Annotated in this window: 16 protein-coding genes and 1 pseudogene; 13 read left to right on the forward strand and 4 right to left on the reverse strand. The window is 51.2% G+C overall.

The window, feature by feature from the left end; all coding sequences use genetic code 11:
* The first annotated feature begins 206 nt into the window (after nt 1-206).
* Nucleotides 207-1,997, forward strand: coding sequence for a peptidoglycan D,D-transpeptidase FtsI family protein (locus tag PAEVO_RS00390; protein WP_100535788.1), 1,791 nt, complete (start codon nt 207-209; stop codon nt 1,995-1,997).
* Here PAEVO_RS00390 and PAEVO_RS00395 read toward each other — a convergent pair.
* On the reverse strand, nt 1,946-3,109 hold the full coding sequence (locus PAEVO_RS00395) for an AI-2E family transporter (RefSeq protein WP_100535789.1): 1,164 nt from the start codon (nt 3,107-3,109) through the stop codon (nt 1,946-1,948). The two genes, PAEVO_RS00390 and PAEVO_RS00395, sit on opposite strands and share 52 nt — an antisense overlap.
* A 142-nt stretch (nt 3,110-3,251) precedes the next feature.
* Between PAEVO_RS00395 and PAEVO_RS00400 the strand changes: the two genes are divergently transcribed.
* On the forward strand, nt 3,252-4,634 hold the full coding sequence (locus tag PAEVO_RS00400) for a polysaccharide deacetylase family protein (RefSeq protein ID WP_100535790.1): 1,383 nt from the start codon (nt 3,252-3,254) through the stop codon (nt 4,632-4,634).
* A 130-nt stretch (nt 4,635-4,764) separates the two neighbouring features.
* On the opposite strand, the gene ilvD is transcribed toward PAEVO_RS00400, so the two are convergent.
* Both ilvD and PAEVO_RS00410 read right to left on the reverse strand, forming a co-directional pair.
* Nucleotides 4,765-6,453, reverse strand: coding sequence for a dihydroxy-acid dehydratase (gene ilvD / locus PAEVO_RS00405; RefSeq protein ID WP_100535791.1), 1,689 nt, complete (start codon nt 6,451-6,453; stop codon nt 4,765-4,767).
* Between the two features lie 237 nt (nt 6,454-6,690).
* Nucleotides 6,691-6,930, reverse strand: a pseudogene (locus PAEVO_RS00410) (KGG domain-containing protein); the annotation flags it as partial.
* Nucleotides 6,931-7,139: 209 nt separating this feature from the next.
* Here PAEVO_RS00410 and PAEVO_RS00415 point away from each other — a divergent pair.
* The 3 genes from PAEVO_RS00415 (at nt 7,140) to mgrA (ending at nt 9,837) form a co-directional block, all read left to right on the forward strand.
* Nucleotides 7,140-7,907, forward strand: coding sequence for an HAD family hydrolase (locus tag PAEVO_RS00415; RefSeq protein ID WP_100535793.1), 768 nt, complete (start codon nt 7,140-7,142; stop codon nt 7,905-7,907).
* Nucleotides 7,908-7,944: 37 nt separating this feature from the next.
* A complete protein-coding gene (locus PAEVO_RS00420) occupies nt 7,945-8,697 on the forward strand; it encodes an NAD-dependent protein deacylase (protein WP_100535794.1) in 753 nt (250 codons plus the stop codon).
* Between the two features lie 123 nt (nt 8,698-8,820).
* A complete protein-coding gene (gene mgrA / locus PAEVO_RS00425) occupies nt 8,821-9,837 on the forward strand; it encodes an L-glyceraldehyde 3-phosphate reductase (RefSeq protein WP_100539274.1) in 1,017 nt (338 codons plus the stop codon).
* A gap of 134 nt (nt 9,838-9,971) precedes the next feature.
* Here mgrA and PAEVO_RS00430 read toward each other — a convergent pair whose 3' ends face one another.
* On the reverse strand, nt 9,972-10,835 hold the full coding sequence (locus tag PAEVO_RS00430; protein ID WP_100535795.1) for an AraC family transcriptional regulator: 864 nt from the start codon (nt 10,833-10,835) through the stop codon (nt 9,972-9,974).
* Between the two features lie 208 nt (nt 10,836-11,043).
* Between PAEVO_RS00430 and PAEVO_RS00435 the strand changes: the two genes are divergently transcribed.
* The 8 genes from PAEVO_RS00435 to ptsG all read left to right on the forward strand — a co-directional run bounded on the left by PAEVO_RS00435 (nt 11,044) and on the right by ptsG (nt 21,782).
* On the forward strand, nt 11,044-12,204 hold the full coding sequence (locus PAEVO_RS00435) for a galactokinase (RefSeq protein WP_481856476.1): 1,161 nt from the start codon (nt 11,044-11,046) through the stop codon (nt 12,202-12,204).
* 1 nt (nt 12,205) lies between these two features.
* Nucleotides 12,206-13,195, forward strand: coding sequence for a UDP-glucose 4-epimerase GalE (galE, locus tag PAEVO_RS00440; RefSeq protein ID WP_100535797.1), 990 nt, complete (start codon nt 12,206-12,208; stop codon nt 13,193-13,195).
* Between the two features lie 19 nt (nt 13,196-13,214).
* Nucleotides 13,215-14,804: a UDP-glucose--hexose-1-phosphate uridylyltransferase gene (locus PAEVO_RS00445; protein ID WP_100535798.1), complete on the forward strand. Its 1,590-nt coding sequence runs from the start codon at nt 13,215-13,217 to the stop codon at nt 14,802-14,804.
* Between the two features lie 168 nt (nt 14,805-14,972).
* The gene (locus PAEVO_RS00450) at nt 14,973-16,136 is read left to right on the forward strand and encodes an iron-containing alcohol dehydrogenase (RefSeq protein WP_100535799.1); all 1,164 of its coding nucleotides are present in this window, start codon (nt 14,973-14,975) and stop codon (nt 16,134-16,136) included.
* Nucleotides 16,137-16,336: 200 nt separating this feature from the next.
* Nucleotides 16,337-16,870: an NfeD family membrane protein gene (locus tag PAEVO_RS00455; RefSeq protein WP_100535800.1), complete on the forward strand. Its 534-nt coding sequence runs from the start codon at nt 16,337-16,339 to the stop codon at nt 16,868-16,870.
* Nucleotides 16,871-16,874: 4 nt separating this feature from the next.
* A complete protein-coding gene (locus PAEVO_RS00460; protein WP_100535801.1) occupies nt 16,875-18,410 on the forward strand; it encodes a flotillin family protein in 1,536 nt (511 codons plus the stop codon).
* Nucleotides 18,411-18,559: 149 nt separating this feature from the next.
* Nucleotides 18,560-19,417 (forward strand): glucose PTS transporter transcription antiterminator GlcT, encoded by an 858-nt coding sequence (glcT, locus tag PAEVO_RS00465; RefSeq protein WP_100535802.1) that lies wholly within the window; start codon nt 18,560-18,562, stop codon nt 19,415-19,417.
* Between the two features lie 283 nt (nt 19,418-19,700).
* Nucleotides 19,701-21,782: a glucose-specific PTS transporter subunit IIBC gene (gene ptsG, locus PAEVO_RS00470; protein WP_100535803.1), complete on the forward strand. Its 2,082-nt coding sequence runs from the start codon at nt 19,701-19,703 to the stop codon at nt 21,780-21,782.
* Nucleotides 21,783-21,787 lie beyond the last annotated feature (5 nt).

The raw sequence follows: 21,787 nt of genomic DNA on the forward strand, positions 1-21,787 counted from the left end.
TCACCCTGTTCAAAATAAATCAGTATTTGCATAAATATGGTGACCCGCCCTGGAAGCAACCAAAGAAACCGGATTAAAAGTCAATGTTTTAATCAAGAGTGGTCTTTTTTTGGAGAGCTCATTTTTGGTAGAGAAGTGAACGTGATTGAGTCAGGTTCCATATGGAAATAATGATGAGACCATAGACCATATTGGAGGAGCAAGACATGAGGCTTATCCGCAATAAGCGAATTACATACGGATGGCTGATACTGACGATTTTAATTGCCGTTTTGACGCTGCGTCTTGGATGGGTACAACTCGTGATGAAGCATCAGCGGGTTCCCGGCAGCCGGCATACGATGGTAGAGGCATCGCTGATACAGAGGGAGCGGGGCATTGTACTGGATTCCGGTCGCGGACATTTTACGGATCGGAACGGAAAACCGCTCACGGGCAAACTCATCTGGGCAGCCGTGTTGTTTCCTGCTGGCGAGAAGGAACTGAAGAATTCCCATAAACAGTTAGTGAAGCTGGCCCGTATACTGGGAACGAATAAGGATCATTTGATACAGACTTGGGGCAAGTTAAAGGAGCCAGAATTGTGGCATGGAGACAACTCCCTCATTCCTCGTTCCTTAACCAAAGATCAGATAACGCAGATTCAAGAACTTGAACTACCTAAACTCAAGGTTCTTCCTTATGAGCAGCGGTACGGCCATCGCCAATCGGGAATGCAGTGGCTTGGTTTTGTGTCCGGTCAGCGTAAGGAAAGCCTGTTCTTTGACGATGATCCGGAGGTTACCGGAACCAGTGGATTGGAGAAAACGATGGATTCATTGATACGGGGACAAGGGCCGACTATCGTCTATTTTCCGGTTAACAGCACCAATGAAGTCATTCAGGATATCAAGCCGATGGTGAAGGCGCCTGACAATCGGTACTATCCGTTACGGGTAACCACCACGATTGATATCGATATTCAACAAGGGATTGAGGCCATAACGGAGAAAGCGGGCATGAAAGAAGGGGCGGTTGTTGTACTGGATGCCCGAAATGCGGACATCGTGGCCATGGTTTCCAGACCCTTCTACGATCCGGAGCAGATTCACCCGAAGGATGGTCAGTGGGAGAACCGCGGGTTGAAAGCAGCCACGCCAGGGTCCATCTTCAAGTTAGTCACGGCTGCAGCCATACTTGACAATGGGTTAAGCTCTGAAGGTGAACACTTCCATTGTGATGGCGAATACGGTAAGTTCGGAATGTCCTGCTGGAAAAAGGGAGGGCATGGAACGATTGATCTTCGTGAAGGCTTCGCGGAGTCATGCAACGTCGTATTTGCTGTACTTGCGGAGAGATTATCTGCTCAGCAAATGGCGGAGGCGGCCTCCGCGCTGGGTTTCGGGCAAACGGTAGGTTGGAAATCCCAGCAGTTTCTGGGGCTCCGTTCCTTCGCGCCATTGGATCATGAAGAGAAGGGCACGGTGTTTTCCAGTTCTGTGGACGCCTCTGATGCAGGTGTCAGGGTTCAGACAGGCATAGGCCAAAGAGACGCTGCCGTATCCCCGCTGCAAGCTGCTAATGCGATAGTAACGCTCCTTCATGGCGGGGTGAAGACCAAGCCCCGTATTTTACAGCAGATCCGGTATGCTAACGGCCAGTTGCTTCAAGATACGGATCCGCTAAAGGAGCAAACATCAGGAAAGGGGATTTCCCGTGAAACCTCTTCCATCCTGCTCGAGTGGATGAAGGATGTTGTCGAAGAGGGAACTGGCAGCTCATTAAAAAATCGCAAATGGACTCTTGCCGGTAAATCCGGAACGGCTCAGGTAACAGTAAAAGGCCGTCCCCGAAACAACCAGTGGTTTGTCGGGTACGGCCCAGTGGAAAAGCCACGTTATGCCGTGGCTGTATTGGTTGAGAATCGGAGCCCGAACAGCAGCAATCAGGCAACCGACGTATTCGGTCAGGTTTCCGATTTCTTGGCTTCCGTTGAATCGGCCTCCGGCTCTGCGTAAGAGCGGGACATGTCCCAAGGGGACACATCGAATTCTTCGCTCGGCAGCCGGATCCACTGCTTCAGATATCCTTGGGTAAGCAATTCCTTGATGAGAATCAGCAGGATGGGAGCCAGGATCAAACCGGCAACTCCAAAAATGGACAGCGAGATCATCATGAAGGACAGCATCAGAAATGCAGAGGATACGCCGATCGAGTTTCCTGTAATTTTTGGCTCAAGCAGCTGTCTGGAAATCACAACTACGGCAAGCAGTACGATCAAGCCAATGGCAAGCCCGGTGTTGCCGACGATGAACAAATAGGTAATCCACGGAATAAGAATAACGGGAACACCCAGCAGCGGCAGTACATCGAACACAGCGCAGATGAGCGCAACGGACAAGGAATTTCCCGTACCTAATATTAAGAGTCCTATGTATACAATGACAAAGGTAATGCTGACCAGCTTCATCTGGGCTTTTAAATACGAGCCAATCGCCTTGAATACATTTTCCTTGAGGAAAACAAAAGCCGTCTTGAGGGTCTTTGGCGTCTTGTCTTTGGCAATTCTCCGCCAGCTGCCGATCTCAATGCTCAGGAAGAAGGCAAGGATGATCGCAACCCCGAAATTCGCGATGAACGAGGAGAACGACCCCATAAAGCCAACGACATAATGGAAGAACGACTCGGCTGCACCCTGGGCAAAAGTGGTAATGTCCTGAAAATAACCGTTCAGACGGTCGGTCAGATCCGGTGGCAGCGCGTCGAGCTTGGATTGGAGAAACATCAGGCTCTCTGAGAAATGCTTCTGGATCGTTTTGGTATAACCCGGCAAATTATCCTGCAGATTCATGAACTGCGATACGATGAGCGCCCCGGCTCCGAACAGGATGCCCAGGATAACGAGCAGGAAGAGCAGAACGGATATCGCGGCGGCAAACGGTTTTGGCAACCCCCTGCGGTGCAAGAATTTGGAGAAAGGCTCGATAATCAGGAAAACGAGGAAAGATAAAAACACCGGAGCCGCAATTTGGTACAGCTTGCTGAATATGAACATGATCAGGTAAACCGTAAGCACGATTAAACCTATATCGAAGGCGGTTCTCCAATATTTTTTATACAAGGGAAGCATAGTGGGATATCGGCTCCTTTATACTTTATTAATTGATATCATTGTACACGATTTGTGAAAAAAAAGCCTATTTCTTTAAGTGCTATGCTAAAATAATAATAGTGGGTTCATTAGAAAAAGAAATAAAAAGCGGGGAGTAAGCATGCAAACATTACTGCTATGGTTGTTTTACCTTTCATCTTTTTATGCATTCATTCCCGGCATCTTGACCCGGATATTTGGTTTCCGAGTATTTCGCAGGGGAACAGGCTCGAACGACTTCGCCTTAACCTTTGATGATGGTCCTGATCCGTTCTATACACCAAGACTGCTGGATCTTTTGAAGCAGTATAATATGAAGGCGACGTTTTTCCTGGTGGGTTCTCATGCCGAGAAACATCCAGAGGTTGTAAAACGCATTCATAGTGAAGGTCATCTGATCGGGATTCACAACTATGTTCACAAGAGCAATTGGTTCATGCGGCCGGTCACCGTCCGTAAACAAGTCAAGCGCACGGATGATATTATTTACTCCATCACCGGTGAACGTTCGAGTTATTACAGACCGCCATGGGGAATCGTGAATTTATTCGATTTTGCCAAGAATACCGGCTGCCGCATTATCCTATGGTCGTCGATGTTTAATGATTGGCGGAGCAAGATTGGCGCCGACAAGCTAACGCAGCGAATGCTTGCCAAGCTTAGCGGTGGCGAGGTCATGCTCCTTCATGACTGCGGCACGACGATGGGGGCGAACCCCGATGCACCAGAGCAAATGCTGATCGCGTTGGAACGTGTTCTCAAAGTCGCAGAGCAGAAGGGAATGAGAAGCATCCGAATCGACGACATGATGGCGAAGGAAAGCAAAGCGAAAGCGAAGAAGCTGTCTCCTCTCAAGCGTATGATCGTCTCGTTGTGGCTTTTGTGGGAAAAAGGATTTCATGCGGTATTTGCACTCGAAACGGTTACTCCGGCAGATCCGATGCTGCATTTCCGGAAGCGTGCTTTTACCGGTAAAACGGTTGTGATGGAAGATGGCAGCCGGCTTGAAAAGGGAGACCAGGTGCTGGAGCTCCATTTTGATAACAAAAAATTGTTCGAGATCGGCAGCCGCTCCCGTTCGGAAGTACAGCTCGCCATCAAAATGATTCGTGCCGTGCAGAAAGACCTGCCTTCTATGGCTAATATGGTATTGGAACGGCCCGAGTACAAGGATATCAAGGGATTGTATGCTGTAACTATGATTTCACGGGGACCGGAGCAATTCGGATTCCTTGTCATGGATTTACCGCGGGGACTGTTTGCCAGCTCGTCCAGACTTTATCTGAAACTGCTGCTTAGCGTCATCCACCCGAAAGGGCAGGCCCGTCTTAAAGAGGGCAGTCATATTATGGAGCCGAAGATGCTCATGATGCCGGTGGATGTTCTGATCGGGCGTTATGCTGAGAAGAAGAGTCAGCTTCAGCCTCCATCCGAGGAGCAGCAGGAAATACAACAGGAACATGTGGGTGACCTGGCGGTTGCCAGTGCATCGCAGGGCATGTAGTTCATCGAACCGATTTGTTTACTGTCATTATGTATGGATTATCTCTAAGATGTAATTTGGATATAAAAAAGGGGTTATCCTCGCAGGCTTACCAATGCCTGCGAGGGATAACCCCTTTGCTTTGTATGAGTTAGATTTTCAATACGCCGCCTGAGCTGGCGTTCGTCACAAGCTTCGAGTAGCGAGCGAGATAACCGGTCTTTACCTTCGGTTCGAAGTCAACCCATTTGCTGCGGCGTACAGCCATTTCCTCATCGGAAACGTCCAGCAATTGTATGGTCCGGTTATTCAGGTCAAGCTCAATGATATCTCCGTCTTCAACGAAAGCGATAGGTCCGCCTTCTGCCGCTTCCGGCGAGATATGCCCGATGCTGATGCCACGGGAAGCACCGGAGAAGCGTCCGTCTGTGATCAGACCGACTTTAGCTCCAAGCCCCATACCTGCGATCTGGGAGGTCGGCGCCAGCATTTCCGGCATGCCCGGTCCGCCCTTCGGCCCTTCATAACGAATGACAACCACATGACCTTCCTTGACCTTCCCGTTAGCTATACCGCTAAGCGCTTCATCCTGCGAGTTAAAGCAGATGGCAGGCCCTTTATGGTATCCGCCAACCGATGGATCAACGGCACCGACTTTGATGATCGAGCCTTCTGGAGCCAGATTACCATACAGTACTGCGAGACCACCGCGCTCGGAATACGGGGAATCGATCGGATGGATGACGTTCTGATCCTGGATTTCACAGCCCGCTACGTTCTCGGCCAGCGTCTTGCCTGTTACGGTGATGCAATCCCCATGCAGTGCGCCCGGCTTCTTGAGAAGCTCATGCAGAACCGCGCTCACACCGCCCGCCAAGTGTACGTCTTCAATAAAGTAATCCGAAGCTGGAGCCAGCTTGGAGATGTGAGGAACGCGGTCAGCAACTTCATTGATCCGCTCCAGCGGGTAATCGAGACCGGCTTCTTGAGCGAGAGCCAGCGTATGAAGCACCGTGTTGGTGGAGCCGCCCATCGCCATATCCAGCGCAAACGCGTTGTCGATCGCTTCAACGGTAACGATATCACGCGGCTTGAGGTCCATTTTTACGAGCTCCATCAATTGTTTGGCGGATTGTCTAACGAATTCTTTGCGCTCTTCGGCGATGGCAAGAATGGTACCATTGCCTGGGAGAGCCAGACCGAGCGCCTCGGCGAGACAGTTCATGGAGTTGGCGGTAAACATGCCGGAGCAGGATCCGCAGGTTGGACAACCGAATTGTTCCAATTCCAGGAGCTCATCATCATTGATTTTGCCGACCTGGTGAGCGCCCACGCCTTCAAATACGGAGGTCAGGGACAATTTACGGCCTTTGCTGTCCACGCCGGCTTTCATCGGTCCGCCGCTGACAAACACCGTCGGAATATTAACGCGCAGGGCACCCATCAGCATGCCGGGCGTAATTTTGTCACAGTTCGGGATACATACCATACCGTCGAACCAGTGAGCGGATACGACGGTTTCCAAGGAGTCCGCTATGATCTCGCGGCTTGGCAGCGAGTAGCGCATGCCGATATGTCCCATGGCAATTCCGTCATCCACGCCGATGGTGTTGAATTCGAACGGAACGCCGCCGGCCTCACGGATCGCTTCCTTCACGATTTTACCGAATTCCTGTAGATGCACATGACCTGGAACGATGTCGATGTAAGAGTTACATACGGCGATAAACGGTTTGCCGAAATCCTCTTCCTTAACGCCTGCTGCACGCAGAAGGCTGCGGTGCGGCGCGCGGTCAAAGCCTTTTTTGATCATGTCTGAACGCATTTTTTTGGTTGTCATGATGTCGATTTCCCCCCAGATCTATTATAAAATTGTTACGCTTTAGCGCGGTCTTCCGGCAAAGCAGCCGGGTACCTGTAAACAGCGAATAGGTTTTAAATGAGTCTATCACAAAAAGGTAGGTTTTTCTACATGATATTAATAGGAAGCGATGGAAAGAAGCCTGTCGCGATGGCATGTAAAGAGCCTGCTCCCCTAGGGCGGGAACAGGCTTCTTTTTGAGTGATGATGCTATTTCTTGCCGCCTTTGCGGCCAATTTCCTGATAGAATTCACGATTATGATTCCGCGAGGTAGCTTCGCCGCCCTTTTGACCGATCTCCTGGTAAAACTCGCGGCTATGGTTCTTGGACGTCGCTTTGCCGCCTTTTTTGCCGATTTCCTGGTAGAATTCTCGGCTATGCTTTTTCGCGGTCGCTTCGCCGCCAAGACGTCCTGCTTCTTCGCGGGTCATCTTTCGATTGCTGCTGTTTGCCATCACAAATCACTCCTTTACCGTCGTATTTGCTATGCGTATATGTTACTTACCACGGCTTATTTGTCATGAATCAAAACATTCGACTAAAGATTGGTAAATTTCCATATCGGATCGATTTCTGAATCCCAGCGTTAATTCCGTTTAAATCAGAGTTTATTTCATGGTTTAATAAGAGTATGATCAAGAATAGGATAGGGAGGTTTTTTACATTGCCGTTTGTTCAAGTGAAGGGACGAACCGTTCCCTGCAAAGGGATTTTGTTTGATAAAGACGGAACGCTGCTCCATTTCATGGCGCTGTGGGGAGGATGGGCCGATTATGTGCTCAAATTCATGGAGGAACGGCTGGAATTAATGGGAGCCGGCTTCACGCTGCCGAAAGAGCAGGTGCTGGGCACAAATCATGATGCTAACGGGCGGGTGTCGGGTTACGATGTTCAGGGTCCGCTCGCCATGGGCACCGTGGAGGAGACAAACGGGCTGCTAGCCTGGCAGCTGTATGCTGCGGGAATGCCCTGGAACGAGGCAATTATGCAGGTCCATCAAATTACGAAAAATGCCATGTATGAAGTTCGTCAGCAGAAGCCGGCATTCCCGATGCCGGGGCTTGAGAATTTTCTGAAGAAGTGTAGCTTGGCTTCCGTGAAGATGGCCGTGGTTACTTCGGATGATACTTCAAATGCCGTGGAGCAGTTGGAGTGGATGGGGCTTCACTCTTCCTTTACGGCCATTTTGGGAAGAGATCAGGTTCGAAACGGCAAGCCGCACCCGGAAATGACGGAGACTGCATGCCGACTGCTTGGGATTATGCCCGAGGAAGCGGTGGTGATCGGTGACAGCAACGCGGATATGCAAATGGCGAAGCAAGCAGGCGCCGCTCTGGCTGTGGGTTTATTGACAGATGAAGGGGAACCTGTACATCTGACAGATGCCGATGTCGTCATATCCGATTATAATGAATTAGACGTGCACAGGTAGACGTGTTATTTTAAGGGCTGTACGGAGGTGTAAAAGAGTGGAGAACAGGGAAAAAATCGAGCAGTTGGCAACATGGATCGAAGCGAGCGACTACATTGTTTTTTTCGGGGGAGCCGGTACCTCCACGGAGAGCGGGATTCCTGACTTCCGTTCGGCAGCCGGACTATACCAGAGCGAGCACCAATCTCCGTATCCGCCGGAGGTCATGCTCAGCCACACTTTTTTCATGAAGCATCCGGAAGTGTTCTACGACTTTTACCGAAGCAAGATGCTTCACCCGCATGCACAGCCGAACGGCTGTCACCGTCTATTGTCGAGACTGGAACATGACGGTAAGCTGAAGGCGGTGATTACGCAAAATATCGACGGTTTGCATCAGACCGCAGGATGTTCCGAGGTGTTGGAGCTTCATGGCTCTGTGCATCGCAATTATTGCATGGATTGCTCCAGGCACTACAGCCTGCAGGATATTCTGGACATCAAGGAAACCGTCCCGCGCTGCAAGGATTGCGGAGGGCTGGTGAGGCCGGATGTTGTACTGTATGAAGAGGAATTGGACCAGAACATCATCATGCGCTCGATTCAGGAAATATCGACGGCGGATTTATTGATTATTGGCGGGACTTCCCTGACGGTACACCCCGCTGCGAGTTTGATATCCTATTTTCATGGAAGCAAGGTAGCTTTGCTGAATGCAGATCCAACCCCTTACGATCACCGGGCAGGCCTCTTGATTGCGGATCGGATCGGTCAGGTCATGACGCAGGTGGATAAGCTGATCCGTACGTAACGGCGACAGCGGAGGCGTGCTGCTGCATCTATGTCTGTAATCGTTTTCTTGTCAAAGGACGTTCAAACACGTTAAGATGGAATTTAGCAATGGACCTATCACTTAGAGAGGCAGGGATTGCAAGTGACCTATGTGGCTAGTGAAGACCGCTATGAAGGAATGAAGTATAACCGCGTGGGGCGATCCGGATTGAAACTTCCGGCGATCTCCCTTGGATTATGGCATAATTTCGGTGGTGTCGACTCGTATGAAAACGGGCGTAATATGATTACGCGCTCCTTCGATCTGGGCATTACCCACTTCGATCTGGCGAACAATTACGGACCGCCTGCAGGCTCTGCCGAAGAGACGTTCGGTAAAGTTCTCTCAAGGGATCTTAAGGCTTACCGTGATGAAATCGTCATTTCGTCCAAAGCGGGCTATTATATGTGGCCGGGACCCTACGGTGACTTCGGGTCGCGCAAATATCTGGTAGCAAGTCTCGATCAGAGCTTGAAACGAATGGGCCTGGACTACGTCGATATTTTCTATCATCATCGGATGGATCCGGAAACGCCGCTGGAGGAAACCATGGCAGCCCTGGATCATCTTGTTCGTTCAGGCAAGGCGCTTTATGTTGGAGTATCCAATTATTCGCCGGAGAAGACGCGGGAAGCGATATCGATTCTGAAAAGCCTGGGAACTCCGCTGCTCATCCATCAACCAAGCTATTCCATGCTGGATCGCTGGGTGGAGAACGGATTACTGGATTGTCTGGAAGAGAACGGGGTCGGAAGCATCGCATTCACTCCGCTTGCTCAAGGACTCCTCACCAACAAGTATTTGAACGGCGTGCCTGGCGATTCACGCGCCGCAAGCGCATCCGTATTCTTGAACGAAAGCAATATCACGCCCGAGGTGCTGCGCAAGATCAGAGCTTTGAACCAAATCGCCCAAGCGCGGAACCAGAGTCTCGCCCAATTTGCCCTCGCCTGGGTCCTCCGTGGCGGCAGGGTGACATCTGCTTTGATCGGGGCAAGCAAGGTGAGCCAGATCGAAGACAATGTGGCTGCCTTGAACAACCTGGAGTTCTCGAAGGAAGAACTGGATCGCATTGAAGCGATCCTGAAAACGGAAAACGCCTCTTCTGCAGAGGGGTAGATCATGTACCACTAATGAATGGATGCTGAACAGAACATCATAGATACCAACATACATGAATGGAGCGCCTCAGGATGATTACAGACCTGACAGGCGCTCCTTTTTCGTTTAGATCTATCGGGCAGACGATATCGTTAAGTATGTGCGGATGATGAGAGGATATCCTTGCGGTATCGCGTCGGGGATCGGCCGACGAGACGCTTGAACTGACGCGAGAAATAGAGCGGATCGGTGAGCCCGACGGATGCGGAAACCTGCTCGATGGACAAGTCGGGACGTTCGCGCAGCAGCCGCTTGGATTGGTCGATTCTTAATTTAAGCAGATACGTAATCGGAGTCATGCCCGTTTCCTGCTTGAAGATGCGCGACAGGTACGCGCGGTTGTAGCCCAGGCTTGCGCACATTTGTTCAATCGAGACGGGATGAGCGTATTGAGAAGCCATGTAATTGATCATCTGCTTCACCGTACGCTGAACCTGCGGTTCTGCCAGCGTTAAACGGGACGGCCGATCACTCCGATTCATGATCTCAGCCCAGATTAAATGCAGATAACCGATGGCAGCGATATGGGAGCTTTCTTCCCTGGATTGAAAATGGCTTTGAATGAGAGACACATAGCCGGGAATCGGATTGTTCTCCATGAGATGGAGAACAGGCTTATCTTGTGTGAGTCCCGAATGGTATACGCCTTCGCCGGCGTGTTCTCCATCAAAGGCGACCCACCGGTAACGCCAGGGATGGCTCGCATCGGATACATAACTGACAATTTGGCCGGGATGGATCAGGAAGCAGTCGCCGGGGCCGAGCTGATACCTGTCGGTTTCGGTTCGAAATACGCCATGTCCCGACTCGATGATATGCAATAAGTAATGATCGTATATTTTCGGCCCCAATGCATGTTCCGGCCGGGTCTGGCTCTCGCCGGCGAATCGGACGTGGAGCGAACCGCTGCCTTGCTGCGCAGGATTGGAAGCAACAGAATAGGTTGGTTTCATCATTCATTTTCCTTTACAATAAGTTTGGGAAAAAGAGGAACTGCGGGGACATCGTTGATTTTATAAATTCATTGTACCCCCAGAAGTCACATAAATCCATATGTAACGCACAAGATTTCATTATCGGTTAACGAGATTTCCATTATACTGAAGACAGTAAAACTACCATATGTACAGGATGGAGTGATGGGCAGTGACGACGCAACAGCTTATGGAAAGATTTATGGACAAGCACGGTGAGAGCCAGCATAAGGTTCGCATATTTAACGCACCCGGACGCGTGAATCTGATCGGGGAACACTTGGATTACAACGGGGGTTATGTGCTTCCGGCAGCCTTGGAGTTTGGCACAACCTTGATTATCAGACCGCGTGACGATAACAAGGTGAGCTTTTCATCCACCAATATCCCCTATGAACTAACAATCAGCCTGGGTGAGGATTATGGCTACAAAAGCGATCAATGGACGGATTACCCGGTCGGCGTCATAACGGAGCTGAATAAAATCGGCTGCACTCTTAGCAGCGGCTACGACCTGCTCTACCATGGGGATATCCCGAACGGCGCGGGCCTCTCGTCCTCGGCGTCCATCGAAGTGGTCACGGCTTACGCCTTCTTGAAAATGGAAGGCAAGGAGACGGATACGGTGGAGATCGCGAAGCTTTCGCAGCGGGTGGAGAACTTGTTCGTCGGCGTCAACTCCGGCATTATGGATCAATTCGCCGTAGCCAACGGCAAGCAGGATCATGCCATTCTGTTAATGTGCGATACGCTGGAGTATGAGCTGGTGCCTTTCCGGACCGGAGCATACAAAATCGTGATTTCGAATACCAACAAACGGCGCGGACTCGTCGATTCCAAATACAATGAACGCCGCAGCGAGTGCGACCGCGCTTTGGAAATTTTGCAGAAGGAGCTGCCGGCGTTATCGTATCTCGCTCAACTGAATCCGGATCAATTCGTAACCTTGCAGGACAGCATCCGCGATGAAACGGTCCGAAGACGCGCCCAGCATGTCGTCGAGGAAAACCAGCGTGTGCATGATTCCGTGGAGGCCTTGAAGAACGGTGATCTGGAAGCATTCGGACAATACATGAACCAGTCCCATGACTCTTTGCGTTATCTGTACGAAGTTACGGGCGACGAGTTGGATGCGCTGGTGGAAGAAGCTCAGCGGATTCCGGGTACGATCGGTTCCAGAATGACCGGAGCCGGCTTTGGCGGCTGCACGGTATCCCTCGTACACGAGGACGCGGTGGAACGTTTCATCGCGGAAGTGGGACAGCAGTACGAAGCCAGAACGGGACTGAAGCCGGACTTCTACGTATGCGGCGTAGGTCAAGGCGTACATGAAGTGAAGGAGGGCGAATAATATGGCTATTTTAGTGACTGGCGGAGCGGGTTACATCGGTTCTCACACCGTAGCGGAGCTCTTGGAGCAAGGGGAAGAAGTTGTTGTGATCGACAGCCTGGAGACGGGACATCGCGAAGCGCTGCTGGGCGGAAAGCTGTATGTCGGCGATCTGCGCGACAAGGCGCTGCTGAAGCAGTTGTTCTCGGAAAATGAGATTGATGCCGTTATCCATTTTGCCGCGAATTCTCTGGTTGGCGAGAGCATGAAAGATCCGGTGAAATATTACGATAACAACGTATACGGGACGCTGTGCCTGCTGGAAGCCATGAATGAAGCGGGCGTGCGTAAGATCGTCTTCTCGTCAACGGCCGCAACCTACGGCGAGCCTGAGAAGGTGCCGATCGAGGAAACGGACCGGACCCAGCCGACGAACGTGTACGGGGAAACCAAGCTGATGATGGAACGGATGATGTCCTGGTTCGATACCGTGCTTGGGGTGAAGTATGTATCCCTTCGTTACTTTAACGCAGCCGGCTCGCATGCCAGCGGAAAGATCGGCGAGGATCATCGGCCGGAGAGCCATCTGATCCCGCTTGTTCTGCAAACCGCTTTGAAGCAGCGCCCAAGCATCTCGGTGTTTGGCGACGATTACGCAACGCCTGACGGCACGTGTGTCCGTGATTACATTCATGTCAGCGATCTGGCAAATGCGCATCTGCGCGCGGTTGATTACCTCCGCCGCGGGGAATCCAGCAATGTGTTTAATCTCGGGAACGGGCTCGGGTTCTCGGTGAAGGAAGTAATCGAGACATCGAAGCAGGTGACGGGTGCCGATATTCCGGTTGTCATGGAAGCTCGCCGTGCAGGTGACCCTGCGGTATTGGTGGCGTCATCGGATAAAGCGCGAACGGTTCTCGGATGGACGCCATCCAGAACGACGCTTGAGGAGATTATCGAGAGCGCATGGAAGTGGCACAGCAGCCGTCCGGACGGTTACGGTGACAATTAATCCAAGGGGGACGATGAACATGAATGCTGCAACATCAAGTACTCCCGAATCCAAGCAGGTCCTTCATGCGATAGAAATGCTGGTGCGATTTGCGCTTCATAAAGGCCTGATCCAGGCAGCGGATGCGGATTACAGCCGCAATCTGCTGCTGGAGGATTTCGGATTCAGCGAACCGTACGGTGACGAAGTGAACGACCTAATACCGGATGGGCCTCAGGCTATGCTCGATATCCTGATTGATTACGGTGCGGCGCATGGCATGATCCCGGAAAATACAGATACGTACCGGGACTTGCTGGACGCCAAAATCATGGGCCGTCTCATGGCAAGACCTTCGGAAGTGACCGCTCGGTTCCGGACGGTTGAGCATGAGCAGGGGATCGTCGAGGCTACCCGACAATTTTACAATTTGTGCATCGATTCCAACTATATTCGGATGGATCGCGTAGCCAAAAACGAATACTGGCGGCATGCCAGCGCGTACGGCGATATTGAGATTACCATCAATCTATCCAAGCCGGAGAAGAGCCCGAAGGAAATCGCCATGGCCAAACTGCTGCCTCCGCCGATCTATCCGAAGTGCCAGCTCTGCCGGGAGAATGTGGGTTATGCAGGCAGGGTCAATCACCCGGCGCGGCAGAACCTGCGCATTATTCCGCTGGAGTTGAACGGTGAGCCATGGTTCTTCCAATATTCTCCATATGTTTACTATAACGAGCACTGCATTGTATTCCATCATGACCATGTACCGATGAAGCTGACCAAAGCGACGCTTGCCCGCCTTTTGAGCTTCGTCGATGCTTACCCGCACTACTTTCTCGGCTCGAATGCGGATCTTCCGATTGTCGGGGGCTCGATTCTCACGCACGATCATTTTCAAGGGGGACGACATACCTTCCCGATTCAGAAAGCGCCGAAGGTGGCCGGATTTGCGCATGGGGATTACCCGGACGTATCCGTGGCCATCGTGAAGTGGCCGATGTCGGTTATCCGGCTATCCTCTAAGGACCGGGAATGCCTACTTGAATGCGCGAACAGTATATACGAGGGGTGGAAAATCTACAGTGATCCTTCTGCAGACATTGAAGCGTACAGCGAAGTGGACGGAGAGCGGGTCCGCCATAATACGGTGACTCCGATTGCCCGCCGAAATGACGAGGGCATCTATGAGATGGACCTGGTTTTGCGGAACAATCGGACGAATGAGCAATATCCGGAAGGGATCTTCCACCCTCACCGGGAGATGTTCCACATCAAGAAAGAAAACATCGGCTTGATCGAAGTGATGGGACTGGCGATCCTGCCGGGCAGACTCAAGGAAGAGCTGGACCAAATCGCCGAGATTCTGGCGGGGGACGAGGCGCTGTATGCGGACAGCCAGGCCGCTGACCATCCGCTCGCCGTCCACGGCGACTGGATCGAGGAGCTGCGAGGACGGGGGATGAACGCATCCGATAAAGCCGGGGCCACCGAACTGATACGCCGTGAGGTCGGCAGCAAATTCACGACCATTTTGGAGCATGCTGGGGTATATAAACAGACGTCAGAAGGGCAACAGGCATTTCAACGATTCCTGAGCCATATGGGATACGTTCCAGACAGCAGATAGACATTCATTGATGATATATGAGATTAACGATAATTAGGATCATCATTCAAACAGCCGCTCTTTCTGGAGAAGGACGGCTGTTTGTTTTGCATAATGGGAATGGTATAGAATGAAAAAGCATGCACGATAGAATATAGATGCAAACAAGATGCCATGGAGGTAATGTACATGAGACCTTTTGTCTTTCATAATCCGACTCAGTTGATTTTTGGAAAGGACAAGCTGAGTGCTTTAAGTAGTGAAGTGGCCAAATACGGCCGGAACGTATTGCTTGTATATGGTGGCGGCAGCATTAAGCGCAGCGGGCTGTACGACCAGGTTATCGCGTTACTACGGGAAGCAAATGCGGTAGTCACGGAGCTTGCCGGTGTGGAACCGAACCCGCGCCTGTCGACGGTTCATAAGGGTGTGGCATTGTGCCGGGAGCATAACATTGATCTCATTCTGGCCGTTGGCGGCGGAAGCGTCCTTGACTGCTCCAAGGCCATTGCCGTTGGCGCCAAATATGACGGAGATATGTGGGATTTCGTAGAGCGCAAAGCCGCTCCGCAAGCGGGTCTTCCGCTTGGAACGGTGCTTACGATGGCTGCAACGGGATCGGAGATGAACGGAGGCTCCGTTATCACCAATGAAGTAACCCAAGAGAAGATGGGCTGGGGAAGTCCTCATGCGTACCCCGCATTTTCGATTCTGGACCCTGTACATACGTTCTCTCTTCCGCGGGATCAAACGGTGTACGGTATCGTAGATATCATGTCTCACGTGCTGGAGCACTACTTCCACCAAGACACCAACACGCCCGTGCAGGACGGATTCTGCGAAACGATACTTCGTACCGTTATCGATACGGCACCGAAGCTGGTTGAGGATCTGGAGAACTATGAGCACCGCGAGACGATCATGTACTGCGGAACGATGGCGCTCAACGGCATGATCAATATGGGGATGGCCGGTGACTGGGGAACCCATAACATCGAGCACGCGGTATCTGCCGTATACGATATTCCGCATGGCGGCGGACTGGCGATCCTGTTCCCGAATTGGATGAAATATAATCAAAGTGCGGATCCTCAGCGCTTCAAGTCACTTGCCGTGAACGTATTCGAAGTGGACCCGGCAGGAAAAAGCGATGAAGCCATCGGATTGGAAGGAATTGAAGCGCTTCGCAGCTTCTGGACTTCCATCGGTGCGCCTAGCACACTGGGAGCGTACGATATTGACGACAGCCAGATCGAGGCTATGGCCGATAAGGCGATGCGGTTTGGTCCTTTTGGCAACTTCCGCAAGCTGCAGCGTGAAGACGTCGTGGAGATTTATCGGATGTCACTATAAGGGTTGTCCTGTCGTTATATGACAAGGAATAGAATCATTTCAAAGCCTGCCGGCTCATGCCGTGCAGGCTTTTAATTGGGACGTGGAATATAGATATGAAGAGATTTTCATACGTTTGAGGGAAATAATTGAAACTTTAGCAAACATTTTGCCGTATTACTTGTTATACACAGTAAGGAATTCTAGAGGGGGCAATCAACATGGAAGCGTTATATTGGGGCTGTCTAATCGGAGGCGTGATATTTGCCATCGTAACCGTGGTGCTTGGCGACATACTTAGCTCGGCGCTTGACGGATTGTTGGACTTTTTGTCAGTGGATTTTTTCAATCCGGTTGTAATCGCTGGGGGAATCACCGTATTTGGCGGTACCGGAATCATGCTGACGAAATACACGGACTTAGCGGCAGGTGCCCATGTAACGCTGTCTGTCTTAGCGGCTATCGTCATTTCGATTCTCGTCTACTTCGGCTACGTTAAACCGATGGAGAACAGCGAGAACTCGACGGGCTTCTCCATAAAGGAGCTGGCGGGCATGATCGGCATTGTCACCGTACCGCTTCCTGCAGAAGGATTCGGTGAAGTGATGGTTAAGATTGGCGCAGGCAACACAACGCACATCGCGTCTAGCTTTGATCGTCAAAATCTTGCCGCAGGTGTCCGTGTGGTGGTAGTCGACGTTGTTGAGGGTGTCTTGAGAGTGTCCGAACTGGAAGAACGAAAAGGAGAGGATTGATTCAATGCCAGAGTACTTAGTAATTCCGTCGATTGTTGTAGGGGTCATTGTCGTGTTAGGACTTGCGTTCTGGGCTCGTTACAAAACGGTGAGTCCGGATGAAGCGATGATCGTAACCGGTTCTTTTTTGGGAAGCAAAAATTTGTCGGAGGATGAATCCGGCCGCAAAATCAAAATCGTGCGCGGCGGCGGCGCTTTTATACTCCCCGTATTTCAGCGCTCCGAATTTGTATCGCTCTTATCTCATAAGCTGGATGTCATGACACCTGAAGTGTACACGGAGCAAGGCGTTCCGGTTATGGCCGATGGGGTAGCCATCATTAAAGTGGGAAGCTCGATCGAAGACGTGGCAACGGCAGCCGAGCAATTCATGGGCAAGCCGATTGAAGCGCTGAAGGGCGAAGCCCAGGAAGTGCTGGAAGGCCATCTTCGTGCCATTCTCGGCTCCATGACGGTAGAGGAAGTATACCGTAACCGCGACAAGTTCGCGCAGGAGGTTCAGGGTGTGGCTGCAAGAGACCTGAAGAAAATGGGACTTCAGATCGTTTCCTTTACCATTAAGGACGTTCGCGACAAGCATGGATATCTGGAAGCGCTGGGTAAACCGCGGATCGCTACGGTAAAGCGGGATGCCGAGATTGCCGAAGCGGAAGCGATGCGCGACGCGCGGATTCAGAAAGCGCGCGCGGAAGAAGAAGGACAGAAGGCCGAGGTAATTCGCGATACGAATATTGCGGAAGCCGAGAAGGAACGGGAGCTGAAGGTCGCTTCCTTTAAAAAGGAGCAGGATACGGCCAAGGCCGAAGCGGACCAAGCCTATCATATCCAGGAAGCCCGTGCCAGACAAACGGCGGTTGAGGAGCAGATGAAGGTTGAGCTCGTTCGTAAAGAACGCGAAATCGATCTGCAGGAAAAAGAAATCATGATTCGCGAGAAGCAGTACGACGCAGACGTGAAGAAAAAAGCCGAAGCGGATCGCTATGCTGTTGAGCAGGCGGCCGAAGCGGATAGGATCCGCAAGATGCGCGAAGCGGATGCGGTGCAGTACTCCATCGAAACTCAAGCTAAAGCTTCTGCCGAACAGAAGCGCCTGGATGGTCTGGCGGTTGCGGATGCCGAGCGTGCGAAAGGTACGGCCGAAGCCGAAGTCATTCGCCTGCGCGGTCTTGCCGAAGCCGATGCCAAGGAGAAACTCGCCGAAGCATTCCAGAAGTTCGGAGAAGCTGCGGTGCTCGACATCATCGTAAAAATGCTGCCTGAGCTTGCCGGCAAGATTGCGCAGCCAATCTCATCCATCGACAAGCTGACGGTTGTTGATACAGGCAAAGGCGAAGGAGCGGCTCGCGTGAGCAATTATGTGACCGAGCTGATGTCCACGGCGCCTGAAATGCTGAAGAGTGTGTCAGGGATTGATGTGGAAGAACTGATTAAGGGCCTGACGACGAAGAAAGCTGCTCCAGTCCAAAAGCCGGTAGCCGCCCAGCAGGAGCTTGTCCCGGTACCTGTAGCTGTAGAGACAAGTGCTGCGAAGGAAGAATAGAACGAACGGCAAGTAGGATTGGAATAGTGGTCACAGGCAGCGGTACAGCGCTTTGGAGACCTTTGGCAACCACATATGATTTTGCCGCGCTCTTATATTTCTGATAAGATATCCGAGTATACGCGTATGAATCAAAAAGAGGTGCAAACGTGAGCAGCTTACAAGTGGCTAAAGTGTTGAACAATAATGTAATCATAGCGAAGCATCCTCAACATGGCGAGGTTGTTGTTATAGGCAAGGGAATCGGCTTTAACCGGAAGAATAAAGACCGTATTCTAGCCTCCGCTGCCGAGAAGATGTTCATTTTGACCAAACCGGAGGAGCAGGAGCAGTATAAGCAGTTGGTGCCTCACATCGATGAGAAGCTGATTGAGGCGATGAATGACATTATTCTGAATGCTGCCAAATCCAGCGACGCTCCTCTGAATGAGCATATCCACATTGCGTTGACTGATCATATCGCATTTGCCATTAAACGCCATGCCCAAGGTCTCTATATTCATAATCCCTTTTTATACGAAACCAAAGAGATGTATCCTGAGGAGTACGAGATGGCGGAATATGCCGTCCGTACCATCCGGGAGAAGCTTGGGGTGGACTTGGGCCAAGAGGAGATCGGATTCATTGCCCTTCATTTTCACGGTGCGCTTACAAACCAGCACATTTCGGAGGTCCGCAAACATTCGGAGCTGATCGCCGATCTAGTACACACTGTTGAACAGCAGCTGGATTATGTCATCCCGAGGGATACGCTGGACTATTCCCGCCTGTTGACTCACCTCCGGTTTGCCTTGGAGCGGATTCGGCGGGGAGAAGCGGTGAACGAGACGAGTTCATTGGACGGTCTGCTGAAGCGTGAATATCCCGAGACGTATTCCTTGGCATGGAAACTGACGAAGATGATGGAGCAGCGGCTGAAGAAGCCCGTATATCCCGCCGAGGCCGGTTATTTGACCATTCATCTGGAGCGGCTGGTCCAGCGTAAAGAGCAGGGCGAGCAAATGTGAAGATTTTATTAAGTCCCTCACCATGTGGTTGCAACGAAAAATGAACGGTGTTACAATACGAACAGTTAAGAAGCATAAAACTTCAAATCAAACGTGTAACTGATTCGATCAGGCATGAGTATTACAGGAATTTGGTTGTTATTACCCATTTTTGGGTAATCTAATCCATGAGATTAGCCATCCATTTTCCCGTGGTTACTCATGCCTTTTTTTTGATTTGGTTGTTTTATGATGCTCTACATTCAACTTTGTGACCACAACGAGATAGAGGGTGAGAATTTTCATGTTTAAGCGGCTTTTTGGTGTACTGCAAAGGGTCGGTAAAGCTCTGATGCTGCCCGTGGCCATATTGCCGGCGGCCGGACTATTGCTCGGCCTTGGAAATATGCTGGTCAACCCCGATTTCCTGCAATATGCACCGTGGCTTGATGCGGCTTGGGTTCAAGCAGCTGCCACGGTCATGATGAATGCGGGACAAATCGTGTTCACGAATTTATCCTTGCTGTTTGCAGTGGGGGTTGCCGTCGGCTTGGCCGGAGGCGAAGGTGTGGCCGGGCTTGCTGCTATCATCGGTTACCTCGTCATGAACGTTACCATGGGCAGCGTTATAGGTGTGACGCCATCGATGATTGGCACGAATTACGAATATGCCAGCGTGCTTGGCATTCCGACCTTGGCCACCGGGGTATTCGGCGGGATTATTGTAGGTATATTAGCGGCAAGCATGTACCGGAGATTTTTCAAAATAGAGCTTCCGTCTTATCTGGGCTTTTTTGCAGGAAAACGGTTTGTTCCGATTATGACGGCTGCAACGTCCGTTTTGCTTGGTCTGTTAATGGTCTTTATATGGCCTCCGATCCAGTCTGCGCTTAACACTGCATCCCATTTCATGCTGGAACAAAACCTGACGCTGTCCGCTTTTGTGTTCGGCGTTGTGGAACGCGGATTGATCCCGTTCGGTCTGCACCACATTTTCTATTCTCCATTCTGGTTTGAGTTCGGGGAGTATTTGAATCAGGCAGGTCAAATGGTGCGCGGTGATCAAAATATATTCATGGCTCAGCTTCGGGATGGCGTCGAGTTTACGGCAGGCACCTTCATGACGGGTAAGTATCCGTTTATGATGTTTGGTCTTCCTGCCGCTGCGCTTGCTATCTATCATGAAGCGAAACCGGAGAACAAAAAGTTTGTCGCCGGTATTATGGGGTCGGCTGCGCTGACCTCCTTCTTGACGGGGATCACGGAACCGCTTGAGTTCTCCTTCCTGTTCGTTGCACCGATCTTGTTCGCCGTGCATGCGCTGTTCGCAGGTCTATCCTTCATGACCATGCATATTCTGGGTACCAAGATTGGCATGACCTTCTCCGGCGGTCTGATCGACTACATGATATTCGGTGTCATTCCGAACCGGACGCCATGGTGGAATGTACTCATTGTTGGTGCTATCATGGCGGTAATCTATTATTTCGGTTTCCGGTTTGTCATTCGGAAATTCAATCTGAAGACGCCGGGCCGGGAGGACGCTTCCGCACCTGAGTCGGAAACGGGCTCTCAGAGAGCAGGCGGTGACACCAAAAATGATCTGCCGCTTAACATTCTAACTGCGCTTGGAGGCCAGCCTAACATTGCGCATCTGGATGCCTGCATTACCCGGCTACGGGTAGAGGTGAAAGACAAGGGCAATGTCGACAAGGCTAGGCTGAAACAGCTGGGTGCGTCAGGTGTGCTGGAGGTGGGGAATAATATCCAGGCGATATTCGGCACCCGTTCCGATACGATTAAATCGCAAATCCAGGACATTATGTCGGGTATAACACCGACTAACGCATCTAAAGCAGCGGATGTGGAGACGATGCCGACTGCTAAAGAGGAGCAGCAGGCTGGTCAGGACGGAGAAACGCTTGTCATGGAGGAGATCGTATCCCCAGTCGATGGGGAGCTTATGGATATTTCCCATGTGCCTGATCCTGTGTTTGCAGAACGAATGACGGGGGATGGATTTGCGGTATTACCTCATAACGGAACGATCGCTTCTCCTGTTAACGGAACCGTGTTTAACGTATTCCCGAGCAAGCATGCGGTCGGCATTATGTCGGATGGCGGCAAGGAAGTGCTTGTCCATATCGGCGTTAATACCGTTAAGCTGAAGGGGCAAGGATTTGAAGTTCTTGTACAAGAGGGGGATCTGGTATACACGGGACAACCGATCATGCAAGTGGATCTGGATTATGTGAAGGCGAATGCCAAATCGATTATTTCACCTGTGATTTTCTCGAATTTGCCGGAAGGAGCTTCCGTGAAGCTGAACAAGACCGGTGAAGTAAAAAGCGGTGAAAAAGGGATCATCACGATATCGAAACCTTAACTTCA

The sequence above is a fragment of the Paenibacillus sp. GM2FR genome, assembly GCF_002803325.1.
GTDB lineage: Bacteria > Bacillota > Bacilli > Paenibacillales > Paenibacillaceae > Paenibacillus_AQ > Paenibacillus_AQ lautus.

Coding starts and splice junctions, on each gene's coding strand:
- PAEVO_RS00390 (WP_100535788.1), top strand. CDS start 207: ATGAGGCTTATCCGCAATAAGCGAATTACATACGGATGGCTGATACTG.
- PAEVO_RS00395 (WP_100535789.1), bottom strand. CDS start 3,109: ATGCTTCCCTTGTATAAAAAATATTGGAGAACCGCCTTCGATATAGGT.
- PAEVO_RS00400 (WP_100535790.1), top strand. CDS start 3,252: ATGCAAACATTACTGCTATGGTTGTTTTACCTTTCATCTTTTTATGCA.
- ilvD (WP_100535791.1), bottom strand. CDS start 6,453: ATGACAACCAAAAAAATGCGTTCAGACATGATCAAAAAAGGCTTTGAC.
- PAEVO_RS00430 (WP_100535795.1), bottom strand. CDS start 10,835: ATGATGAAACCAACCTATTCTGTTGCTTCCAATCCTGCGCAGCAAGGC.
- PAEVO_RS00435 (WP_481856476.1), top strand. CDS start 11,044: ATGGAAAGATTTATGGACAAGCACGGTGAGAGCCAGCATAAGGTTCGC.
- galE (WP_100535797.1), top strand. CDS start 12,206: ATGGCTATTTTAGTGACTGGCGGAGCGGGTTACATCGGTTCTCACACC.
- PAEVO_RS00445 (WP_100535798.1), top strand. CDS start 13,215: ATGAATGCTGCAACATCAAGTACTCCCGAATCCAAGCAGGTCCTTCAT.
- PAEVO_RS00450 (WP_100535799.1), top strand. CDS start 14,973: ATGAGACCTTTTGTCTTTCATAATCCGACTCAGTTGATTTTTGGAAAG.
- PAEVO_RS00455 (WP_100535800.1), top strand. CDS start 16,337: ATGGAAGCGTTATATTGGGGCTGTCTAATCGGAGGCGTGATATTTGCC.
- PAEVO_RS00460 (WP_100535801.1), top strand. CDS start 16,875: ATGCCAGAGTACTTAGTAATTCCGTCGATTGTTGTAGGGGTCATTGTC.
- ptsG (WP_100535803.1), top strand. CDS start 19,701: ATGTTTAAGCGGCTTTTTGGTGTACTGCAAAGGGTCGGTAAAGCTCTG.